The sequence below is a fragment of the Serratia sp. 14-2641 genome, assembly GCF_001692375.1.
GTDB lineage: Bacteria > Pseudomonadota > Gammaproteobacteria > Enterobacterales > Enterobacteriaceae > Chania > Chania fonticola_C.
In genome coordinates this window covers 37,735-56,885 of record NZ_LXKR01000001.1, presented here as the reverse complement: position 1 = coordinate 56,885, position 19,151 = coordinate 37,735, and the positions used below count along the sequence as shown (strand labels likewise).

Here is a 19,151-nt window from a genome sequence, read left to right as displayed (position 1 = left end):
AAACAAGATTATCCAATTGATTTTTAATACAAAAATAACAAACCCTGATTAATTGACTTCTCTTTAGTCACATGCTTTTCTATATCTCATTCGTTAATCAGAACAATGTTTGTATATACGAACAAGTGGGAGACATATGAAAAGCAGCTACCTTACCCCTGTAGTTACGGTGTTTGACGATCTTGGACGGCTTGATCCTGAGCAGAACCTACGTCTGTACGATTACATCAAAGGCTATGTATCTGGGTTTGTTGTGATGGGCAGCACCGGCGAATTTTTCTCGTTGAATATGAAGCTCTCTAAACAGCTCATTCAGTTAGCATCGGAGTTTGAGCGTGGCTGCATGAAAGCTTACGCCGGAGCGAGCAGAATGGATATTGCTGAAGCCGTAGAGCTTGCCAATTACGCCGAGGAGTGTGGCCTAGACGGCGTAATGATCATCAGCCCCTATTACTTCCGGCTTTCTGATGAAAGTATTTACGCCTTTTACAGTGAGATAGCCCGTCAGACAACGGCTAAGATATTCATTTATAATTTCCCCGATCGCACCGGATACTCGGTAACTCCTGAGGTTTGCCTAAGATTGGCCGACCGTTATCCCAATATTGTGGGCCTTAAGGATACGGTCCCAGATACCGCACACACTGCTCAGGTTATCAATAAAGTCAAGGCAGAGATCCCTCATTTTGAAGTCTATGCTGGCTATGATAATAACTTTGCCCACAATGTGTTATCAGGTGGTAACGGGTGTATTGGCGGACTTTCCAATATCTGCCCGGAGGTTTTCCAAGCCTGGATGGCCGCATTTGAGCACAACGACCTCGAATCGGTGGCCATGTATCAAAGAAAAGTCGATGGCTTGATGGATATTTATAACGTCAACGATCCCTTCATTGCGACCTTCAAGAAAACGCTGCAACTCCGTGGCGTTATTGACTCGGTATATTGCACTCGCCCATTCAATGGACTGCAAGACAAACAGACGGAAGAAGTTTTGAAAATCCTATCCCGAGCCAATATTAGCCTACAACGTTAATCCCATTACGGAGGATTTATGAATACGCTTGCTGCTTATGATAATCCTGAACTGAACTCTGCGATTAAAAAGTCGTGGAAACGCTTAGTTCCATTAATGTTTATTCTGTATTTTATTGCATTTCTTGATCGGGTAAACGTGGGGTTTGCCAAGGAGGCGATGCAGGTGGATATCGGCCTGTCAAACTCCGCATTTGCTCTAGGGGCTGGCATATTCTTTGCAGCCTATGCCCTGTTTGGTATTCCCGCCAACCTGATCCTGAATAAGATTGGGGCGCAAAAATGGTTAAGCATCACGACTGCATTCTGGGGCGTGCTTTCTGCGCTGACGGGCCTGGTTCAAACTGAAACACAGTTTATCGTTTTGCGTTTTTTATTGGGCCTGGGGGAAGCGGGTTTCTATCCCGGCATCTTATTACTGGCTTCTATTTACTTCCCTAATAAGGTGAGAGCTTCGGTTGTAGGTATTTTTGTGCTTGGCGTTCCTCTAGCTCTGACGCTAGGTTCTCCTCTCTCTGGTGCCTTGTTGGAAATGCACGGTTTCCTGGGAAAACCGGGTTGGTTCTGGATGTTCTTTATTGAGGGGCTGCCGGCATTATTCATGGGGATCTTTGCCTGGTTTTATCTGGATGACTCACCGGCAAAAGCACGCTTTCTCACCGCCAGCGAAAAGAAAGCCCTCATGGATCAATTGACTCTGGAGCAACAGCAAACCGAAACCAGCAACGTGAGAACGGCGCTTAAAAGTATCAAAGTGTGGCATCTGGCACTGATCTACGGCACGATCCAAATTAGTGTCTACGGCCTGATGTTCTTCTTGCCTTCACAAGTGGCTACGTTGATGGGGTCTACCTTAGGGTTTAAGGAGTCGCTGGTTGCGGCCATTCCCTGGGCCTGTTCAGCAGTAGGTGTTTATTATATTCCACGCCTTTCAGACAAAATGCCTACCCGACGTGTCAGTATTTCAGTCGGCTGTATGGTGGCTGCAGCCATTGGTTTAGCGGTGTCCGCCTATGCGGGGCCGGTCCTGGCGATAGCCGCATTATCTCTTTCAGCCATTGGTTTCCTCTCGGTGCAACCCATTTTCTGGACCTTCCCACCGCAGATCGTATCGGGCTCAGCATTGGCTGCCTGTATCGGTTTTTGTACCACCATGGGGGCCTTCTGCAGCTTCCTGGCACCATTGATCCGCGTCGAAGTGGATAAATGGTTTAACAGCGATACAGCGGGGCTGTTGGCATTGTCGTTAATCACGGTGTGTTGTGCGTTATTGATCGCCGGTCTGGCAAAAAGAAAAAACATTGACGCGGTTGCACTGCAACACCATTAACCCCTGATTAATTACCCATAAACGGTCACCAAATAACGAAGGATAATCGAATGCAGACCATCTTGAAAATTGACCCTACAGATAATCTTATTGTTGCCCTGAAGGATTTAAAAAAAGGCCAGCGGGTAAATTGGGATCATCAAGAATATATTTTAAACAGCGATGTTAAAGCCAAGCATAAATTTGCGACTCAAGACGTTGCCGTAGGTGACCTCGTTTCCCTGTATGGCGTCCCGGTCGGCAAAGCTACTAAGCCAATTGCAAAAGGGGAGGCTGTTACTACCGACAATATCAGCCATTATGCAGCACCGGTCACTCTGGAGGATGAAACGACATACCATTTCGAAAACCCAGATATTTCAGCCTGGCAGAACCTCACGTTTCGCGGCATCGTGCGTGACGATGGTCGGGTCGGTACGGCGAATTATTGGTTGGTGATACCGCTGGTATTTTGTGAAAACCGCAACGTTCAAAAAGTCACTGATGCAATGAATGAAGCATTAGGCTACAGCAATAATAACCTGAAGAACTTTGCCCATCAGATTGCTTCTGGTAGCGCTCATTCTCCGGAAGTTTCGCGGCCATTCCCCCATTTGGACGGAGTCAGATGTATTACCGTGACCTCTGGTTGTGGCGGTGCCACCTCAGACAGTATGACCATGTGCGAGGTATTGGCTGCCTATGCAGATCACCCTAATGTAATGGGGGTGACCGTGTTTGCATTAGGCTGTGAAAAGGCACGGATTGTCGATTTTCAGCAGGCACTTAAGCAGCGCAATCCGGCGTTCAGCAAACCCACTATCTACTTCAAGCAGCAAGAATGGAGCAGCGAAGAGAAAATGATGCAGGATGCGTTAACCTCTACCTACCATCTCATCCGGGATGCGCCAATAGTGGAACGGATGGATGTTCCACTCTCCAGCCTGAAGATCGGTGTTAAATGTGGGGCCTCTGACGGTTTCTCAGGGATAAGTGCCAACCCGGCCATGGGAGTGGTATCCGACCGGTTGATTGCCCTCGGTGGAGCTTCAGGGTTGGCAGAATTCCCGGAATTGTGCGGTGCAGAAGGCGATATTGTCAGACGCTGCGTCAGTCTGCCGCTGAAAGAGAAATTTCTTTCATTGATGCAACGCTACGAGGCCGTGGCCAACTTCTTTGATACGTCGATTGCGGATAACCCCAGTCCTGGCAATATTACCGATGGCTTGATCACGGATGCGATTAAATCTGCGGGAGCGGCCAAGAAAGGAGGCCGGGCACCGATCAGTGCGGTATGTGATTATGCAGAGCCCATGCCGGATGTTGGGCTTTCACTGGTCTGCACTCCCGGGAACGATGTCGATGCGGTTACCGGGCTCGTAGCCGCAGGATGTAACGTCGTAATTTTCTCCACTGGGCTCGGAACGCCTACCGGTAACCCGATTGTGCCAGTATTAAAAATCTCGACCAATTCAGCGATTGCAGCAAGGATGCCTGACATCATTGATTATGACTGTGGCGGCGTTATTGAAGGTCAGTCATTATCTTCGATTGCCGATGGCCTTTTTACCAAGGTTATCGAAGCCGCCAGCGGCACCTACAAGGTGAAGGCCGAACGGTTGGAACAGTATGATTTTATGTTGTGGAAACGTTCACTGGATCTCTAGCCGAGCTTCTGTGAACAGCAAAAAGCCGACCCAAGGGTCGGCTTTTTAAATGGTGGTGGAGCTAGACGGGATCGAACCGTCGACCTCTTGCATGCCATGCAAGCGCTCTCCCAGCTGAGCTATAGCCCCACAAAAGTGGTACGCATTAACCGTGCGTTACGGTATTCTCCAACCTTCCTGAGATAAAAGGTTGGTGGAGCTAGACGGGATCGAACCGTCGACCTCTTGCATGCCATGCAAGCGCTCTCCCAGCTGAGCTATAGCCCCAATCCACAATCACGAAATCCTGTGAACGGGGCGCATGATATGAAACCCCAGAAACCCTGTCAACGGCTAAATTGAATTCCTCGATCAAGCGCTGAAAAAGCCGCCAAATCAGCGCGTTTAATACTAAAAAACCGCCGCTTTGGGCACAAAATAAACCGGCAAGAAAAAAGCCCCACGAATCACTTCGCAGGGCTTTGTCGGTTTAGCTGGCAACTAACGGTCAGGCTTGCGCTTCACGCTCGGCAATATAAGCCAACGCCTGATCAATACGCTTGAGGGAGCGAGCCTGGCCGATAGCATGTACGGTAACGTCCATGCCCGGTGACTGGCCAGCGCCAGTGACCGCGACACGCAATGGCATCCCTACTTTGCCCATACCCACGCCCAGTTCGTCTGCGGTGCCCTGAATGGCGTCGTGCACGTTCTCTGGCGTCCAGTTGGTAATAGCGGCCAGTTTAGCGCGCACGGCCTCCAGCGGCTGGCGTGCGACCGGACGCAGGTGTTTCTTCGCCGCATCGGCGTCAAACTCGCTGAAGTCCTGGTAGAAGTAATGGCAAGACTCCGCCATCTCCTTGAGGGTTTTACAACGCTCGCCCAGCAGTTTGACCAGATCTTTCAGTTCCGGACCGTTGCGGGTTTCAATCCCCTGCTGCTCAACATGCCATGCCAGATACACCGCCACTTCTTCCGCTGGCATATGGTTAATGTAGTGATGGTTTAACCACTGCAGCTTTTCGGTGTTGAAGGCGCTGGCGGATTTGTTGATCGCATCCAGGGTAAAGAACTCTTTCATCTCGTCGATAGAGAAAATTTCCTGATCGCCATGGGACCAACCCAGACGCACCAGATAGTTCAACAATGCCTGCGGCAGGTAGCCGTCATCACGGTATTGCATCACGCCAACGGCACCGTGGCGTTTAGACAGTTTTTTACCGTCATCACCCAGGATCATCGACACGTGAGCATATTCAGGCACCGGAGCGCCCAGCGCTTTCAGGATGTTAATTTGGCGCGGGGTGTTGTTGATATGGTCTTCACCACGGATCACATGGGTGATTTCCATATCCCAGTCATCGATCACTACGCAGAAGTTATAGGTTGGCGCACCGTCGGTACGGCGAATGATCAGATCGTCCAGCTCCTGGTTGCTGAACTCGATCGGGCCACGGATTTTATCGTCGAAGATGACCGAGCCTTCCTGCGGGTTACGGAAACGCACAACGTGTGGCTCGTCATCTGTGTGGCTGCACTGGCTATCGCGGCAATGGCCGTCATAGCGTGGCTTCTCGCCGTTTTCCATTTGCTTCTCGCGCAGCGCTTCCAGGCGTTCTTTCGAGCAATAGCATTTATAGGCCGTTCCCTGTTGCAGCATTTCATCAATCACCGCGTTGTAGCGATCGAAACGCTTGGTCTGGAAGTACGGACCCTCATCCCAATCCAGGTTCAACCAGTTCATGCCATCCATAATTGCGTCGATAGCCTCCTGGGTTGAACGTTCGAGATCGGTATCTTCGATACGCAATACAAACTCACCGCCGAAATGGCGGCTGAACAACCAGGAATAGAGCGCAGTACGGGCGCCGCCGACGTGCAGATAGCCGGTCGGGCTTGGGGCGAAACGGGTTTTGATTTTCATTGGGTTCACTGCCTTATTACGCAACGCGTGTCAGCGGAGTGCCGACGATTGCTCGGAATGTAAAATAGTGGGCGACATTCTACCACTCCATGCTAATTCCTCAACGCCGACACGCTATCGGCCGCTACGCTTTGCGGCCCACTACGCATGATACTGTGCAAAGAATCGTCCTGGTCGGCGATAAATATCGCATCCTGTCTAAATTTGCGGCGAACGATTGAAATCATTTTAAAAACCGTTGACTCACTTTCAACTATCCCTATAATGCGACTCCAACAAGACGGGGTGATTAGCTCAGTTGGTAGAGCATCTCCTTTACACGGAGGGGGTCGGCGGTTCGAGCCCGTCATCACCCACCATCTTGTTAACGCAGTAAGAAATGAGAACAATGAGGGTGATTAGCTCAGTTGGTAGAGCATCTCCTTTACACGGAGGGGGTCGGCGGTTCGAGCCCGTCATCACCCACCATCATTCTCTCATTTGGTAGTATCTGGAAGTCCTGAAGTGGGTGATTAGCTCAGTTGGTAGAGCATCTCCTTTACACGGAGGGGGTCGGCGGTTCGAGCCCGTCATCACCCACCATTTCAGTTTCAGACAGCAGTAAACCACATTCGTGGGTCGTTAGCTCAGTTGGTAGAGCAGTTGACTTTTAATCAATTGGTCGCAGGTTCGAATCCTGCACGACCCACCATCATTTAGAAAAAGGCGCCTTTAGGCGCCTTTTTCGCATATGCGCGCCACACTATCGTACCGTCACCCTCACCACATACGCAAAGAAGGGTCGTGTGGGTGAGGACCTGCGTTCAGGTTCGAGTCTCGCTTGCGAGACAACGGCGGCGGCCGGTCATCCTGCCAGACCCACCACCATTTAGAAAAAGGCGCCTTTAGGCGCCTTTTTCGCATATGCGCGCCACACAAGAGTACCGTCTCCCTCAGCACATACGCAAAGAAGGGGCGTGTGGGTGAGAACCTGCGTTCAGGTTCGAGTCTCGCTTGCGAGACAACGGCAGCGGCCGGTCATCCTGCCAGACCCACCGTACAGGTGCCTAATGTTCGCCCCCTACTTCTTTTGACCTACCCGGCAACCGCCTCCTCAGCCAACGGTGATATCTCCCTCACCCTAACCCTCTCCCCAAGGAGAGGGAACAGTCTGTGCCACCGGTTATTCCGCCATTAACCTAGCCGCCGCAAAGAAATAAATATTTTAAAGGCAATTAGTTACTAACCATCAACAACAAAAAGGGAGCCCAACTCGGCTCCCTACGGTTTTAACGCATTGGCAATAACTCAAGCCGCCAACGTCGCCCCACCATCGATCACAATATCCTGCATCGTGATATGGCTAGCCCGATCAGATGCCAGGAACAGAATCGCATCGGCAATCTCCTGCGGTTGGGCAATCTTGCCCAATGGGATACCCAACTTAAACTGGTCGGGGAACCCCTTGATCATATTGCTTTCGCCGTGTTCGTCCTGCCACATCCCGCGTAGCATCGGGGTATTGGTCGAACCGGGGGAAACCAGGTTACTGCGCACGCCATAAGGTGCCATTTCCAGCCCTACGGTTTGACACAGGCTGCGCATAGCGGCCTTGGAGGCGCAGTAAGCCGCCATGCCAACACGTGGTACATGGGCCGCGTTAGAAGCAATGCTCACGATGGCCCCCTGCTTCTGGCGGCGGAACACCGGCAAGGTATGACGGAACAGGTTAAAGGCACCACCCGCGTTCACCGCCATGCAGGCCAGCCAGTCCGCATTACTGGTTTCATCGGTCAGCCCCATGCGCAGAACGCCAGCCCCATTGACCAGCACGTCCAACCGTTCATGTTCCGCCAATAAACGCTGGCAAACGCTATCTACCATAGCGGCATCAGTGATATCCAGCACCTCGGTGCGGAACGGATAGTCCAGATCGCCAAAATGCAGATCGAAGCCGATAACCTCGGCCCCACTCTGTGCAAATGCCAATGCGGTTTGATAACCAATCCCCGCCCCGGCACCGGTCACCCAAACGCGTTTACCGCTAAACTCCTGTTCTCTAGCCATCAGGATCTCCTCTCGGAAAGCAACGCCCACCAGCTATCGATCGTGGGTGATTTGGCCAGCGCGATAAAATCGATATCTTCACGAATTTTACGCCAGCGGGTTGCCAACTCCATGATACGTACCGAGTCCAGACCGTAATCGATCAGGTTTTCATCATTGCCGATCTCTTCGCTATCTTCATCAAGCAACGGGATAATCTGCTGGCGCAGCGCATCGATGCTGGCAATACCGGGTAACAGATCTGCGGTGGTCACCACGCGGCCACAGCGCCCGGCGGTGTAACGCAGGGCCATCAGGTGTTCCTCACGGGAGAAGTCCGCCAGGCCGTCGGCCACCATAAACGGTTTGATGTTACGCATAAAGGCGTCGATAGCCGTGGTCATGCAGCCAATGTGCGCGTAGACGCCGCAGATAATCAGTTGGTCGCGCCCGCTTTCTTGCAGGATCTCTTGCAATGGCGAACGGTGGAACGCGCTGTAACGCCATTTAACCAGCACCGTATCGTCAGCATCCGGTGCCAATTCGCTGACCACCGCCTGCTGCTCAGGGTGCTTGTTCAGCCCCGGTCCCCACATATCATTCAGCAAGGCACGGTCTTCATCACTTTGCTGATTAGGCTGCGCGGTATAAAACACCGGGATACCCTGCTGCTTGCAGTAGCGACGCAGAGCGGCGATGTTCTCGACCACCTGTTTGATCAACGGGCTATCTTCGCCCCAGAAATTAAGGAAATATTGCTGCATGTCGTGGATCAGCAATGCCGCGCGCTGTGGCTCGAAGGCCCAGTTAACCTTGTTAACCGGCAGCTCGCTCGGCGTTGGCAACGCATAATCGTTAAGTTTAGGGATCGCCATGACTTATTCTCCTTTGGCCTGAGCCAGTTGTTGCGTTTCCAGGCGTTCACGCAGCAGTTTTTTATCGACTTTGCCGACCGGGGTTAACGGTAGTGACTCCACCTGAATAAAGCGGTCGGGCAATTTAAATTCGGCCACGCCCTGCTCACGCAGATGGCGGCGCAGCACCACGGGTTTGACTGCCTCGTGCGCGATGACGAAGGCACAGCTTTTTTCACCCATCAGATCGTCCGGCATCGACACCAGCGCGGCGTTAATCACCGCCGTGTGGCGCAATAAGAGGTTTTCAATTTCTTCTGCGGCAATCTTTTCGCCCCCCCGGTTGATTTGGTCTTTCTGCCGCCCTTGTACCTGCACATAACCGTCCGCCGTCAGGCTGATCAAATCGCCGGAACAGTAGAAACCGTTCTCGTCAAAGGCTTCGGCATTATGCTCAGGGCTTTGGTAATAACCGCGGAAGGTGTATGGCCCACGCGTCATCAGGCGGCCCGTTTCCCCTACCGGTAGCGGATTACCTTGTTCATCTGCCACCCACAGCTCGTCGTCCGGGCACATTGGCGTGCCTTGGGTGGTGAGAATGTGTTGGTCGTCGTCATCCAGCAATGTGTAGTTCACCAGCCCTTCGGCCATGCCAAACACCTGCTGCAACTGGCAGCCGATCTCGTTGCGTATGCGGGCCGCCAGGGTTTCCCCCAATTTGGCTCCGCCAACCTGCAGCAGCGCCAGGCTGGCTAACGGCTGATTGCTGCCCCACTCTTCGATCGCCTGTAGCCACAGGGTAACGGCAGGCGGCACCAGCGCGGTGACCGTGATCTGATGCTGTTCGATCAGTTTGAAACATTGTGCAGCCGCGGGATCGCTGGCAAATACCACCAGCCCGGCACCGTAAAACACCCCCAACACGCCCGGAGAACTCATTGGGTAGTTGTGGGCCACCGGCAACGCACATAGATAGCGGGTAGCACTGTCAAAGCGGCAAATCTCCACGCTGCGGCAGATGCTGTAGTAATAATCGTTATGAGTGCGCGGGATCAGCTTCGGCGTACCGGTGCTGCCACCGGAAAGCTGGAAAAACGCCACCCGATCGGCGGCCGTTGGCGTCGGTTCAAAAGCACCGAGTTCCTCTTCCAGCCAAGCGGCCAACGCCTGTTCACCTTCGGCCTGATTACGCAGCCCAACCACCCGTAGCGAAGGATGCTGTTCTCTGAACGTATCCAGGAACTGATCCTGAGCGAACAGGGCGTGATCGCGATCGGCAATCAGCAGCGCAGGCTTGATTTGGCTGGCATAGGCGTTCAGTTCGCTACGTTGATGGCTGAACAGGGCATTCACCGGCACCACGCCGATTTTTAACAGAGCAAAGAACACCACATAGAATTCAACCACGTTGCCAAGTTGAACCAACGCGGTATCGCCCGATTGCAGTCCGCGTCTTAACAAGGCGGCACCTAGACGGTCGGAAAGCTGTTCCAGTTGGCGGTAGCTTAAGCTGCGTTGTGGGTCGATCATGGCAACGGCGTCATTGTTGGCCTGACGGGACAAAATGTCGGTCAATGGCCGATCGATCCAATAGCCGCGTTCGCGGTAACGGCGCGCGAACTCTTCAGGCCAGGGGGTAAAAGCAATAGTCATGGAGGACTCTCTATCCTTGATTAAGACCGAACGCACGCAGAATGGTGCTGAGTTTGGTGCCAGTTTCGTGCCATTCGGACTGCGGGGAAGAGTCCTGCACGATGCCCGCACCGGCAAACAGGCGTACCTGATTACCCTTGACGGTGCCGCAACGGATGGTGACGACCCATTCTCCGTTGCCCTCGGCGTCACACCAGCCGACGATGCCGCCAAACAGCTGCCGGTCAAACGGCTCAAGCTGTTCGATGAGATCGCGCGCTGCCACCGTTGGAGTACCGCATAATGCTGGCGTCGGGTGCAGCAGACAGGCCAGCGACAGAGCATTCTCTGCCCGATCGGCCACTTCACCGTCGATTGGCGTCGAAAGATGCCACAACGTGGTGGTACTGAGCAGTTCGGGGGTTGCGGGAATATGCAAATGACTGCAACGCCCAGCCAAGACCTGACGCATGCCTTCGGTCACGATCTGGTGCTCATAACGGTCTTTGCCTGAAACCAACAACTGTTCGCTGACGGCCCGATCCCGCTGCGGATCGCTTTCGCGCCGCGCCGAACCCGCCAGCGGATTGGAATGGAACTGGTCGCCAAATTTACGCAGCAGCAGCTCCGGGCTGGCTCCCACCAATGCCCCCTCTGCCAGCGGCACGTGAAAATGGAAGCCGTGCGGATTCTGGGCAATGATGCGTGCCATCAACGCTGCGTGGTCTACCGGCTTGCTGGTTTCAATGTCCAACAGGCGGGCGAGTACCACCTTATCCAATCGATCACCGCTAGTTGCCTGTACGGCATCGCTAACCATCTGCATAAACTGCGGCTGCGCTGGCAATTCAGTTTGGCGGACAATGTCAGGGATCGATCCGGCAGCAGGCGCCAAACTGGCCTGCAGGGCTTCACGATCGAACCATTGTGTCTGTTGTGGGATAAACAGTGACGAGGGTTGACGAGTATCGAAAGGGATTGCGCCGCACAGCAGCGGATCCTTGATGCCTGCCTTGCGGGCTTGCGCAAAAGCCTGCTGTATCGCCTGCTGGAATTGACCCTGCAGGTCATCGCCATCAACCGCTGGCAAGGTGATGCGGGCAAAGCATCCCTGGGTGCTCAGACTGCGAAAAGGCGAGGTAAAAAAGAAACCTGAAGTCGGGGATATTGTGGCGACCTGTGCCAGATCTACACCCTGTTGCAGGTCCTTTTGCGCAGCGCCCTTAACGGCTACGTCCATAGGTACTTCCTCTTGTTTCATTAACAATAACCAATATAATAATGATTATCATTTGTATTGCATCCGCGATAAAGTACCTGCCAGAACTTACCATGTCAATAAACGTAACCTCTTCTGCTAACCCACATTAACAGTTAAACTTGGCGGTTTCTGACCAATGAATGATAATCATTCGAATTAAAAGGATGTCACCGATGTCAATTCCCCTACGGCTCAGCCTGGCGCTGTTTGGCCTGCTGGCATTGAGCGTAGCCCAGGCCGAGACTCAAGCCTGGCCGCGCAGTATCGAAACCTCGCACGGCGTTATCACCCTTAACCACCCCCCACAGCGCATCGTTTCCACCAGCGTGACGGTTACCGGGACACTGCTGGCGATAGACGCTCCGGTGATCGCCAGCGGAGCCACCAGCCCAAACAATAGGCTGTCGGATCGGCAGGGCTTTTTCCACCAGTGGGGAGAGATTGCGGCCAAACGTGGAGTGAAGCGGCTATATATTGGTGAACCCAACGCCGAGGCGATCGCCGGTGAGGCACCTGACCTGATTGTAATGTCCGCTACCGGAGCCGATTCTGCGGTGCGCCTGTACGATCAACTGTCGGCCATCGCTCCGGTACTGGTGGTGAACTACGACGATAAAAGCTGGCAGGAACTGGCCAACATCCTCGGCGTAGCGACCGGCCATGAAGCACAAGCGGAGAAGATCGTCAGCGAGTTTGATCGCCGTGAGAAAACGCTGAAACAGCAGATGACATTGCCACCACAGCCCATAACGGCACTGGTGTTTCGCAGCGATGGCAAGAATGCCAACCTGTGGACCGCCGACTCATCACAAGGGCAACTGCTGCAACAGCTAGGCTTTACCCTGGCCACCTTGCCGCCCAAACTCAACGCCAGCACCAGCCAAGGGGCGCGGAAAGACATCGTCCAACTCGGCGGTGAAAACCTGGCAGAAGGCTTGAATGGCCAAACGCTGCTGTTATTCGCCAATGACGAAAGCGACGTGCAGCGGCTGATGAGCAACAGTTTCCTGGCCCATCTGCCCGCGGTGGAGAACAAGCGGGTTTATGCCCTGGGGAACGACACCTTCCGGCTGGATTATTACAGCGCCAGCAACTTGCTGACGCGTCTGGAAAAGCTGTTTATTTCTCCGTAGTCGCAGTGGCGGGTTGGAGTTTATCGCTCTGCCCGCCCATGCTCACGTTGCGCAGGCCACGCATGGCAAACGCCAGCACCACAGCCAGCAGCGCCGCACCGAAACCGAAGCTGGTCGAACTCATCGCTGGCAGCATAAATGCCCCCATCGCGCCGAGCAGCAAAGCACCAAGCGCATCCCCTACTACGTTCTGCGCAGTCCACAGGCCGTTAATCCGGCCCAGAAACGCGTCCGGCGTCAGGTTCTGTATCAGGCCATATTGCAGCAGCGAGTTCAGTGCGCTGAGGTAGCCAAACACCACCAGGCACAACAACGCCATGCCGTACCAAGGCATCAGGCCAAACAGCCCCACGGCCACGAAAGCCGCTATCGCCGTTATCAACATCATCCAGCCTGGCCGTGCCATCTGAGCCACCCGGCCACTGGTAAATGCGCCAATCGCCGCCCCTAATGGCACCGCCGCATACATGATCCCCAAACTCTGGGTGGTAACCTGCCACATGCCCGAGATAGCTGGATATAACACGCGCACCGTACTGGCCATGGTCATCAACGCACCAATCAGCGCTACCATGCCAATCACCTTGTTCTGGAACAGGAAGGTGAAGCCGCCGATCAATGCCCGCAGCGGGTGTTCACGGGGCTGCGGCGGAGGTGGTAACTGGGGCAGTTTTAATAGCGGGATCAGAGTGATCAACGTCCCCAAGGCCGCCAGTGCATAGTTCCAACTGATACCCGCCCCGGCGATCACCAGCCCGCCGATAGCGGGAGACAGGATCGACCCAAAGCGCACGGTCAGCATGCTGATGGCCCCGGCCTGTACGATATTCTCACGGCCAACGATGGCCGGTGTCGCCGCCAGCAACGCCGTCACGCCTACCGCACCAAAAAATCCGTCCCACACCGCGAGAAGATAAATGGCCGTCAATGAAGGTGCAGGCAACGCAGCATTGAGGCACAGCCCCAGAAAACCCACACCGCAGGTTGAGCGCGCAAACAGGATCAGGCGACGGCGTTCATAACGATCGGCCAACACGCCCCCCATCAGTAAACCGGCAAACATTCCGCTGCCCGCCAGGGTCACCGACAACCCGACCAACAAGGTTGAGCCGGTTAACGCCTGGATCTGCACCGGAATGGCGATCGCCATCAGGCCCAATGCCAGGATCGAAATAAAACGGGCGCAGAATACGGCACGAAAAGCGGGGTTGGTCCTAAGCAGGCTAAAATCGAGCAAAATAGAGGGTTTATTCATTTTGTTATCACCACAACTTATATCCTTGATCTTCCACAAACAACGACACGATATTCGATAGGCTCAGCGCTAGTGCTGGTCAGGCTGCCATGCTACCATAGATAAATACAATCAATAATGATAATAGATATCATTGATATTCAGTTAACAATGGGCTGTCATGTTCCGGCTTACACCTAATTGCTCTCCTCCGCTTCCTGACCGCAGGGGCATTCTGTTTCTGGGGTTATCCCACTCCTTCTGGCAGCGCCTGTTTGGCCTGCTGTGCGCCTTTGCCGTGCTGCTGTTGGTAATGATGCTCAGCCTATCGCTAGGGGCTAAATCCATTCCTTTCAGTAACGTCGTTGCCGCTCTGAGTGGCCAATGCAATGGCGCAGACTGCGTCATCATTACTGAAGCACGTCTGCCACGCACGCTGATCGGCGTATTAGCTGGCATCGCGCTTGGGCTGGCTGGCGCACTGATGCAAACCCTCACCCGCAACCCGCTGGCAGACCCTGGTATCTTGGGGGTTAACTCCGGGGCCGGTTTCGCCGTGGTGTTGGGCATTACCTTCTTTGGTGCGGCCAATGTCAGCCAATATCTTTGGTTCGCCTTTGCCGGTGCGCTGTTTGCCTCGCTGTTGGTGGCGCTGGTAGGCGCAATGGGCGGCAGCCGCGTTAATCCTGTGCGCCTGACGCTGGCCGGGGTGGCGCTGGCCGCTGTGCTGGAAGGGATGACCACCGGCATCGCTCTGCTCAATCCTCTGGTGTTCGATCAGCTGCGTTTTTGGCAGGCTGGCACACTGGACATTCAGAATATGGCGGTGGTACGTGCCGTAGCATTGCCAATCCTGCTGGGCACGCTGATCACCCTGTGGCTTAGCAAGGCGTTGAACAGCTTGAGCATGGGGAGTGAGCTTGCAGCGGCGCTCGGCACCGGAATTATTCGCACCCAACTGCTTGGCCTGTTGGCTATTACGCTGCTGTGTGGCGGAGCTACCGCCGCCGTTGGCCCTATCGCCTTTGTCGGGCTGATGATGCCCCACATTGCCCGGCGGCTGGCGGGGTCAGAACTCAACTGGATGCTGCCCTGGACGCTGGTTTTAACGCCAATCCTGCTACTGAGCGCTGATTTACTGGGGCGCTTTCTGGTCGCGGGGGAACTGCGGGTCTCCATCGTACTTTCCCTGATCGGCGCGCCGATGTTGATTATGTTGGTGCGCCAGCGCCGTATGTTCCGGCGGGGAGGATAAGATGAGCCTGTTGGTTTCCCGCCAGATCCTCGCCAAAAAGCCGTTTCGGCTGGCGCGTCCTTTAGCAACTGCCCTGCTGTTGTTATTCGCCTGCCTTGCGCTGGCGGTTTATGCCCTCGGTTCTGGTACCTTGCAGCTCAGCGCTGCGCAGGTGATCGACGCGTTACGCGGAGAAGGCCCGGCCAATCTTGCGGTGATCGTCACCCAGTGGCGTTTGCCACGTGTGGCCATGGCTTTACTGTTGGGGGCAGCGCTCGGCCTCAGCGGTGCGATTTTCCAGTCACTATTGCGTAACCCGCTCGGCAGCCCTGACGTGATTGGTTTCAATACGGGAGCCTATAGCGGCGTACTGGTCGCCATCGTGCTGTTTAACAGCAGCGTTATCGGCATTACCTCTGGGGCGTTGGCGGGTGGCCTGCTTACCGCCGGGGTGGTTTATCTGTTGGCCTGGAGCAACGGGGTAGAAACCTTCCGCCTGATTATTGTCGGGATTGCCGTTCGTGCCCTGCTGCTGGCCGCCAATACCTGGATGATCATCAGCGCCTCATTGGAAGCGTCCATGACAGCTGGGCTATGGTATGCCGGATCCCTCAACGGCATCACCTGGGCGAAAAGCCTGCCGGTGCTGGCGGTGCTGCTGCTGGCGTTACTGGTATTGCTGACGTTGACAAGGCGTATGCGGTTGCTGGAAATGGGGGATGACACCGCCTGCGCACTCGGCGTTGGGGTTGAACGCTCCCGGCTGTTGTTGTTGTTGGTCGGCGTGATACTAACCGCTGCCGCCACCGCCGTGGCCGGGCCGATTTCCTTTATTGCCCTGGTCGCCCCGCAAATTGCCCGCCGCCTGTGCGCCAACCAGCATGTCTTACTGCTCACCGCGCTGACCGGTGCCCTATTATTGCTGGCGGCCGATGTGGCAGCGCAGCGCCTGTTTATGCCTTATCAGTTGCCGGTCGGCGTCTTGACCGTCAGCATAGGTGGCATCTATCTGATTTGGTTACTTATCCGTGAGTCACGAAAAAAATGAATGCTGAAACCCCGTTAACCGCACCGCTGCGTGCCGAAAACCTGACGCTGAGCTACGACAAGAAAATCGTCGCACGCGATCTTTCAGTGTCTATTCCTCACGGCGAACTGACGGTCATTATCGGGCCAAACGCCTGTGGTAAATCCACGCTGCTGCGCACCCTCAGCCGCCTGATGCAACCGCAGGAGGGTTCAGTATGGCTGAACGGCCGACAAATCCGCGAATATCCCACCAAGGAAGTCGCACGCCAACTGGGCCTGTTACCGCAAAGCTCAATTGCCCCAGGTGATATCACGGTGTTCGATCTGGTTGCCCGTGGCCGCTACCCTCATCAGAGCCTGTTCAGCCGCTGGCGCGAAGAAGATCAGCAGGCAGTGGAACAGGCCATGCGCTCAACCGGCGTGGCACAGTTGGCCGATCAACCCGTCGATACCCTTTCCGGTGGCCAACGCCAGCGGGTGTGGATCGCCATGGTGTTGGCCCAGCAAACACCGCTGCTGCTGCTGGATGAACCGACCACCTGGCTGGACATCACTCACCAAATCGATCTGTTGGAGCTGTTGCGCCAGTTGAACCGGGTGAATCATTATACGCTGGTAGTGGTGCTGCACGATCTCAACCATGCCTGCCGCTATGCCACCCATCTGATCGCCATGCGCGACGGCAAAGTAGTGGCCGAGGGCGCGCCAAAAGACATTGTTACGCCGGAATTGATCGAGGAGGTTTACGGGTTGAAGTGCGTGATCATCGACGATCCGGTTTCGCATACGCCGCTGGTGGTGCCATTGGGGAAATAGCGGCCAGCAAACTCACGATGAAAATCAGGCCATCGGCCGATAGCCGATGGCTCTACTGACAGATCCTCACCGTGAGCGCGAGAGGCCTCTAACTAACTTTGGCCGTCCAAGGTTGAAAAGCCTTTACGCAGACAGCCACAGCCGTGCTCCATTTACTTGGCAGGCGCGACATCCAATACCGTTACGTTATAGACCATGGTCGATCCCGGTAAGATATCAGGGGGCAGACCTTTATCGCCGTAAGCCAAGCTTGGCGGGACAACCATCGTGATACTGCCGTGATTTTGCAGCTTCGAGATCGCCGTTCTGAATATCGGTGGATAGCTGCTCAGTAACTGGGTGACCGAAGTGCCTGCCGCCTGCATATCCTTGACGACTTTACCGTTGATCAGGCTCTCTTTGACCGCCACGCTGATCATGTTATTTGCGCCAATAGCCCCCTTTCCGGTCTTATCGATCCGGTAAAAGTAGCCTAAAGCCTCTTTTTTCACCTGTTTTTGCTTGGCAAACTGCTCGATGTAACGTGCGCCTGCCTTTTCGGTGTCCAACTTTTGCTGCTGTGCATTACGTTGTACCAACTTTTCACTGGCATCCAACGCCTTGTCGATCTGCTCAGGTTGCAGCTTGAGTTTGCCCGCGAAGGTATCTTGCACCCCCGCCAGCGCCAGACGGCTGTCCACTTCAACCCCCTGAGCCGCCCGCTGTTTGAGCAAGGCCAACATGTCTTCTGCCAGGGAACTGCCGATGGCATAATCACGGATCTCAAGCTCTGACTTCGGCTCTATGATTTCTCGTGGCTGTGTAGCCAACTGTTGCTGCAGCCGGCTGTTTTCCGCCTGTTGCTGTTCGTTGGCGACTTTCAGCATCGTCAGTTGGTTGTGCAGGCTTTCATCCAGCGCAAGCTGCAAGATGGGTTTAGCTTCAGTTTTCGTCGATAACTCGGCTAATGCCTTTTTCGCTTGCTCGGCCTGTTGACGGCTGTCGTTCAACTCTGCCTGCAACGCCTTGTTTTCCTCGCTATTATCGGTGTGTGCTTTGGCCAGGGCAGCCAACTGCTTCTGCAACGCCGAGCTCTGTTGGCGGCTTTGGTCCAGCGCCTGCTGTAGCCTACCGTTTTCGTTGGAGTTCTCACCTTTCGCCGTCGCCGCAGCCACCATATCCTGCTGCATCTGCTCCGTCGCCTGCAGATTCTCCTGCAGGGTCTTTTTCAACTGGCTAACCTCGGCGCGAGCATCTGCATCCTGCTGTGCTGCCTGACGCAGTTGCTGCAGCTCTTGGTCACGTTGAGCAAGGGCAGCATTTAACTGTTTGATTTGCGCTTGCAGGGGCGCTGACTCGCGGGTCTTGGTATTGGTATTGGTGGAGGGTTTACTCACTTTCCTTTCTGCGGGAGGGCTGATCTCATTCAGTTGTGAAGGGCTCAGCAACAACAACGCCGGAGCCTCACTCTCTTGGCTAGTGATCGCTTCCAAGGCCTGGATGGTGCTGGCCCTGTCATCCTTGAGTTGCTCAGCACCCAATGCGCATCCCACTGGCAACGTCAGGCTCAAGGCTAAACCATACTTTAACCCCAACTTCATTTCACGCTCTCCATTTTGCGGATCAGTCCGTTAAGCAAGTCCTGCCCGATCTGTGCACACAGCTGATTGGTTTTATATTTATACAGTGCGTCTACCGTATTTTTGGTCAATGCATTCACATCACCGCGTACCCCGCTGTAAAACGAGGCGTTGGCCAGCAGGCTGTCAAAATTGGCCTTCCTGACTGCATAGGTCCGAGGACTAACGGTTTGCAACGCGGCAAGATCGCTCTGACACCTGCTTATAGGCGTCGGTTCTGGCGGGGATGGCGGAGTTTCAACGACAACAGGCGTAGGCTCCGCAGTTGGTGTGACAAACGAGGTGACCGGGCGTTCATTCGCGCAGCCAGCCATCAGCAGGACATTGCCGATGATCAGACAGGCAAGCAGTGGCTGCCGGTATCCACGGGTTTTCTGAAGCTGTTTCAAATTTTATTCCT

Annotated in this window: 15 protein-coding genes and 6 tRNA genes; 11 read left to right on the top strand and 10 right to left on the bottom strand. The window is 54.5% G+C overall.

The window, feature by feature from the left end; genetic code table 11:
* The first annotated feature begins 136 nt into the window (after positions 1–136).
* The 3 genes from A6U95_RS00270 to A6U95_RS00260 are packed head-to-tail and all read left to right on the top strand — an operon-like array spanning position 137 to position 4,011.
* Positions 137–1,036 (top strand): dihydrodipicolinate synthase family protein, encoded by a 900-nt coding sequence (locus A6U95_RS00270; RefSeq protein ID WP_065683011.1) that lies wholly within the window; start codon positions 137–139, stop codon positions 1,034–1,036.
* A gap of 18 nt (positions 1,037–1,054) precedes the next feature.
* Complete coding sequence (locus A6U95_RS00265; RefSeq protein WP_065683010.1) at positions 1,055–2,365, top strand: MFS transporter; 1,311 nt, start codon at positions 1,055–1,057, stop codon at positions 2,363–2,365.
* Positions 2,366–2,415: 50 nt separating this feature from the next.
* Positions 2,416–4,011: an altronate dehydratase family protein gene (locus A6U95_RS00260; RefSeq protein ID WP_065683009.1), complete on the top strand. Its 1,596-nt coding sequence runs from the start codon at positions 2,416–2,418 to the stop codon at positions 4,009–4,011.
* A 53-nt stretch (positions 4,012–4,064) separates the two neighbouring features.
* On the opposite strand, the gene A6U95_RS00255 is transcribed toward A6U95_RS00260, so the two are convergent.
* The 3 genes from A6U95_RS00255 to gltX all read right to left on the bottom strand — a co-directional run bounded on the left by A6U95_RS00255 (position 4,065) and on the right by gltX (position 5,914).
* A tRNA-Ala gene (locus A6U95_RS00255) sits at positions 4,065–4,140 on the bottom strand.
* A gap of 62 nt (positions 4,141–4,202) precedes the next feature.
* Positions 4,203–4,278, bottom strand: a tRNA-Ala gene (locus A6U95_RS00250).
* A 220-nt stretch (positions 4,279–4,498) separates the two neighbouring features.
* A complete protein-coding gene (gltX, locus tag A6U95_RS00245) occupies positions 4,499–5,914 on the bottom strand; it encodes a glutamate--tRNA ligase (RefSeq protein WP_024527144.1) in 1,416 nt (471 codons plus the stop codon).
* Between the two features lie 283 nt (positions 5,915–6,197).
* On the opposite strand from gltX, the gene A6U95_RS00240 reads away from it, so the two are divergent.
* The 4 genes from A6U95_RS00240 (at position 6,198) to A6U95_RS00225 (ending at position 6,605) form a co-directional block, all read left to right on the top strand.
* Positions 6,198–6,273, top strand: a tRNA-Val gene (locus A6U95_RS00240).
* A gap of 33 nt (positions 6,274–6,306) precedes the next feature.
* A tRNA-Val gene (locus A6U95_RS00235) sits at positions 6,307–6,382 on the top strand.
* A 38-nt stretch (positions 6,383–6,420) separates the two neighbouring features.
* Positions 6,421–6,496 (top strand) — tRNA-Val (locus tag A6U95_RS00230).
* 33 nt (positions 6,497–6,529) lie between these two features.
* Positions 6,530–6,605 (top strand) — tRNA-Lys (locus A6U95_RS00225).
* Between the two features lie 596 nt (positions 6,606–7,201).
* Here A6U95_RS00225 and dhbA read toward each other — a convergent pair.
* From dhbA to A6U95_RS00205, 4 genes are read right to left on the bottom strand one after another with little or no spacing between them, the layout of a single operon-like run.
* Positions 7,202–7,960, bottom strand: coding sequence for a 2,3-dihydro-2,3-dihydroxybenzoate dehydrogenase (gene dhbA / locus A6U95_RS00220; protein WP_065683008.1), 759 nt, complete (start codon positions 7,958–7,960; stop codon positions 7,202–7,204).
* Positions 7,960–8,814 (bottom strand): isochorismatase, encoded by an 855-nt coding sequence (locus A6U95_RS00215; RefSeq protein WP_065683007.1) that lies wholly within the window; start codon positions 8,812–8,814, stop codon positions 7,960–7,962. Before A6U95_RS00215 ends, dhbA begins: the two co-directional genes overlap by 1 nt.
* Positions 8,815–8,817: 3 nt before the next feature.
* Complete coding sequence (locus tag A6U95_RS00210; protein WP_065683006.1) at positions 8,818–10,446, bottom strand: (2,3-dihydroxybenzoyl)adenylate synthase; 1,629 nt, start codon at positions 10,444–10,446, stop codon at positions 8,818–8,820.
* A gap of 10 nt (positions 10,447–10,456) precedes the next feature.
* Positions 10,457–11,665: an isochorismate synthase gene (locus tag A6U95_RS00205; protein ID WP_065683005.1), complete on the bottom strand. Its 1,209-nt coding sequence runs from the start codon at positions 11,663–11,665 to the stop codon at positions 10,457–10,459.
* A gap of 194 nt (positions 11,666–11,859) precedes the next feature.
* Here A6U95_RS00205 and fepB point away from each other — a divergent pair, with 194 nt between their 5' ends.
* Positions 11,860–12,819, top strand: a complete 960-nt coding sequence (gene fepB, locus A6U95_RS00200; RefSeq protein ID WP_081375791.1) for a Fe2+-enterobactin ABC transporter substrate-binding protein — start codon at positions 11,860–11,862, stop codon at positions 12,817–12,819.
* Here the strand turns inward: fepB and entS are convergent.
* Positions 12,806–14,074, bottom strand: coding sequence for an enterobactin transporter EntS (entS, locus tag A6U95_RS00195; protein WP_065683003.1), 1,269 nt, complete (start codon positions 14,072–14,074; stop codon positions 12,806–12,808). The two genes, fepB and entS, sit on opposite strands and share 14 nt — an antisense overlap.
* Positions 14,075–14,234: 160 nt before the next feature.
* Here entS and fepD point away from each other — a divergent pair, with 160 nt between their 5' ends.
* Genes fepD through A6U95_RS00180 form a run of 3 tightly spaced genes read left to right on the top strand, consistent with a single transcriptional unit; the run spans position 14,235 to position 17,132 of the window.
* Positions 14,235–15,308: a Fe(3+)-siderophore ABC transporter permease gene (gene fepD, locus A6U95_RS00190; RefSeq protein WP_065683002.1), complete on the top strand. Its 1,074-nt coding sequence runs from the start codon at positions 14,235–14,237 to the stop codon at positions 15,306–15,308.
* A 1-nt stretch (position 15,309) separates the two neighbouring features.
* The gene (gene fepG / locus A6U95_RS00185; RefSeq protein WP_065683001.1) at positions 15,310–16,335 is read left to right on the top strand and encodes an iron-enterobactin ABC transporter permease; all 1,026 of its coding nucleotides are present in this window, start codon (positions 15,310–15,312) and stop codon (positions 16,333–16,335) included.
* Positions 16,332–17,132 (top strand): ATP-binding cassette domain-containing protein, encoded by an 801-nt coding sequence (locus A6U95_RS00180; RefSeq protein WP_065683000.1) that lies wholly within the window; start codon positions 16,332–16,334, stop codon positions 17,130–17,132. The genes fepG and A6U95_RS00180 overlap by 4 nt, the downstream gene beginning before the upstream one ends.
* Positions 17,133–17,284: 152 nt before the next feature.
* Here the strand turns inward: A6U95_RS00180 and A6U95_RS00175 are convergent, their stop codons facing one another.
* Together A6U95_RS00175 and A6U95_RS00170 are read right to left on the bottom strand one after the other, a co-directional pair.
* Positions 17,285–18,712: an FKBP-type peptidyl-prolyl cis-trans isomerase N-terminal domain-containing protein gene (locus tag A6U95_RS00175; RefSeq protein ID WP_065682999.1), complete on the bottom strand. Its 1,428-nt coding sequence runs from the start codon at positions 18,710–18,712 to the stop codon at positions 17,285–17,287.
* Complete coding sequence (locus A6U95_RS00170; RefSeq protein ID WP_065682998.1) at positions 18,709–19,140, bottom strand: hypothetical protein; 432 nt, start codon at positions 19,138–19,140, stop codon at positions 18,709–18,711. Before A6U95_RS00170 ends, A6U95_RS00175 begins: the two co-directional genes overlap by 4 nt.
* Positions 19,141–19,151 lie beyond the last annotated feature (11 nt).

What these genes read in the sequence shown, in the direction of transcription:
- dhbA (WP_065683008.1), bottom strand. Translation starts at nt 7,960, where the DNA reads ATGGCTAGAGAACAGGAGTTTAGCGGTAAACGCGTTTGGGTGACCGGT.
- A6U95_RS00260 (WP_065683009.1), top strand. Translation starts at nt 2,416, where the DNA reads ATGCAGACCATCTTGAAAATTGACCCTACAGATAATCTTATTGTTGCC.
- entS (WP_065683003.1), bottom strand. Translation starts at nt 14,074, where the DNA reads ATGAATAAACCCTCTATTTTGCTCGATTTTAGCCTGCTTAGGACCAAC.
- A6U95_RS00210 (WP_065683006.1), bottom strand. Translation starts at nt 10,446, where the DNA reads ATGACTATTGCTTTTACCCCCTGGCCTGAAGAGTTCGCGCGCCGTTAC.
- A6U95_RS00180 (WP_065683000.1), top strand. Translation starts at nt 16,332, where the DNA reads ATGAATGCTGAAACCCCGTTAACCGCACCGCTGCGTGCCGAAAACCTG.
- fepB (WP_081375791.1), top strand. Translation starts at nt 11,860, where the DNA reads ATGTCAATTCCCCTACGGCTCAGCCTGGCGCTGTTTGGCCTGCTGGCA.
- fepD (WP_065683002.1), top strand. Translation starts at nt 14,235, where the DNA reads ATGTTCCGGCTTACACCTAATTGCTCTCCTCCGCTTCCTGACCGCAGG.
- A6U95_RS00215 (WP_065683007.1), bottom strand. Translation starts at nt 8,814, where the DNA reads ATGGCGATCCCTAAACTTAACGATTATGCGTTGCCAACGCCGAGCGAG.
- gltX (WP_024527144.1), bottom strand. Translation starts at nt 5,914, where the DNA reads ATGAAAATCAAAACCCGTTTCGCCCCAAGCCCGACCGGCTATCTGCAC.
- A6U95_RS00265 (WP_065683010.1), top strand. Translation starts at nt 1,055, where the DNA reads ATGAATACGCTTGCTGCTTATGATAATCCTGAACTGAACTCTGCGATT.
- A6U95_RS00175 (WP_065682999.1), bottom strand. Translation starts at nt 18,712, where the DNA reads ATGAAGTTGGGGTTAAAGTATGGTTTAGCCTTGAGCCTGACGTTGCCA.
- fepG (WP_065683001.1), top strand. Translation starts at nt 15,310, where the DNA reads ATGAGCCTGTTGGTTTCCCGCCAGATCCTCGCCAAAAAGCCGTTTCGG.
- A6U95_RS00205 (WP_065683005.1), bottom strand. Translation starts at nt 11,665, where the DNA reads ATGGACGTAGCCGTTAAGGGCGCTGCGCAAAAGGACCTGCAACAGGGT.
- A6U95_RS00270 (WP_065683011.1), top strand. Translation starts at nt 137, where the DNA reads ATGAAAAGCAGCTACCTTACCCCTGTAGTTACGGTGTTTGACGATCTT.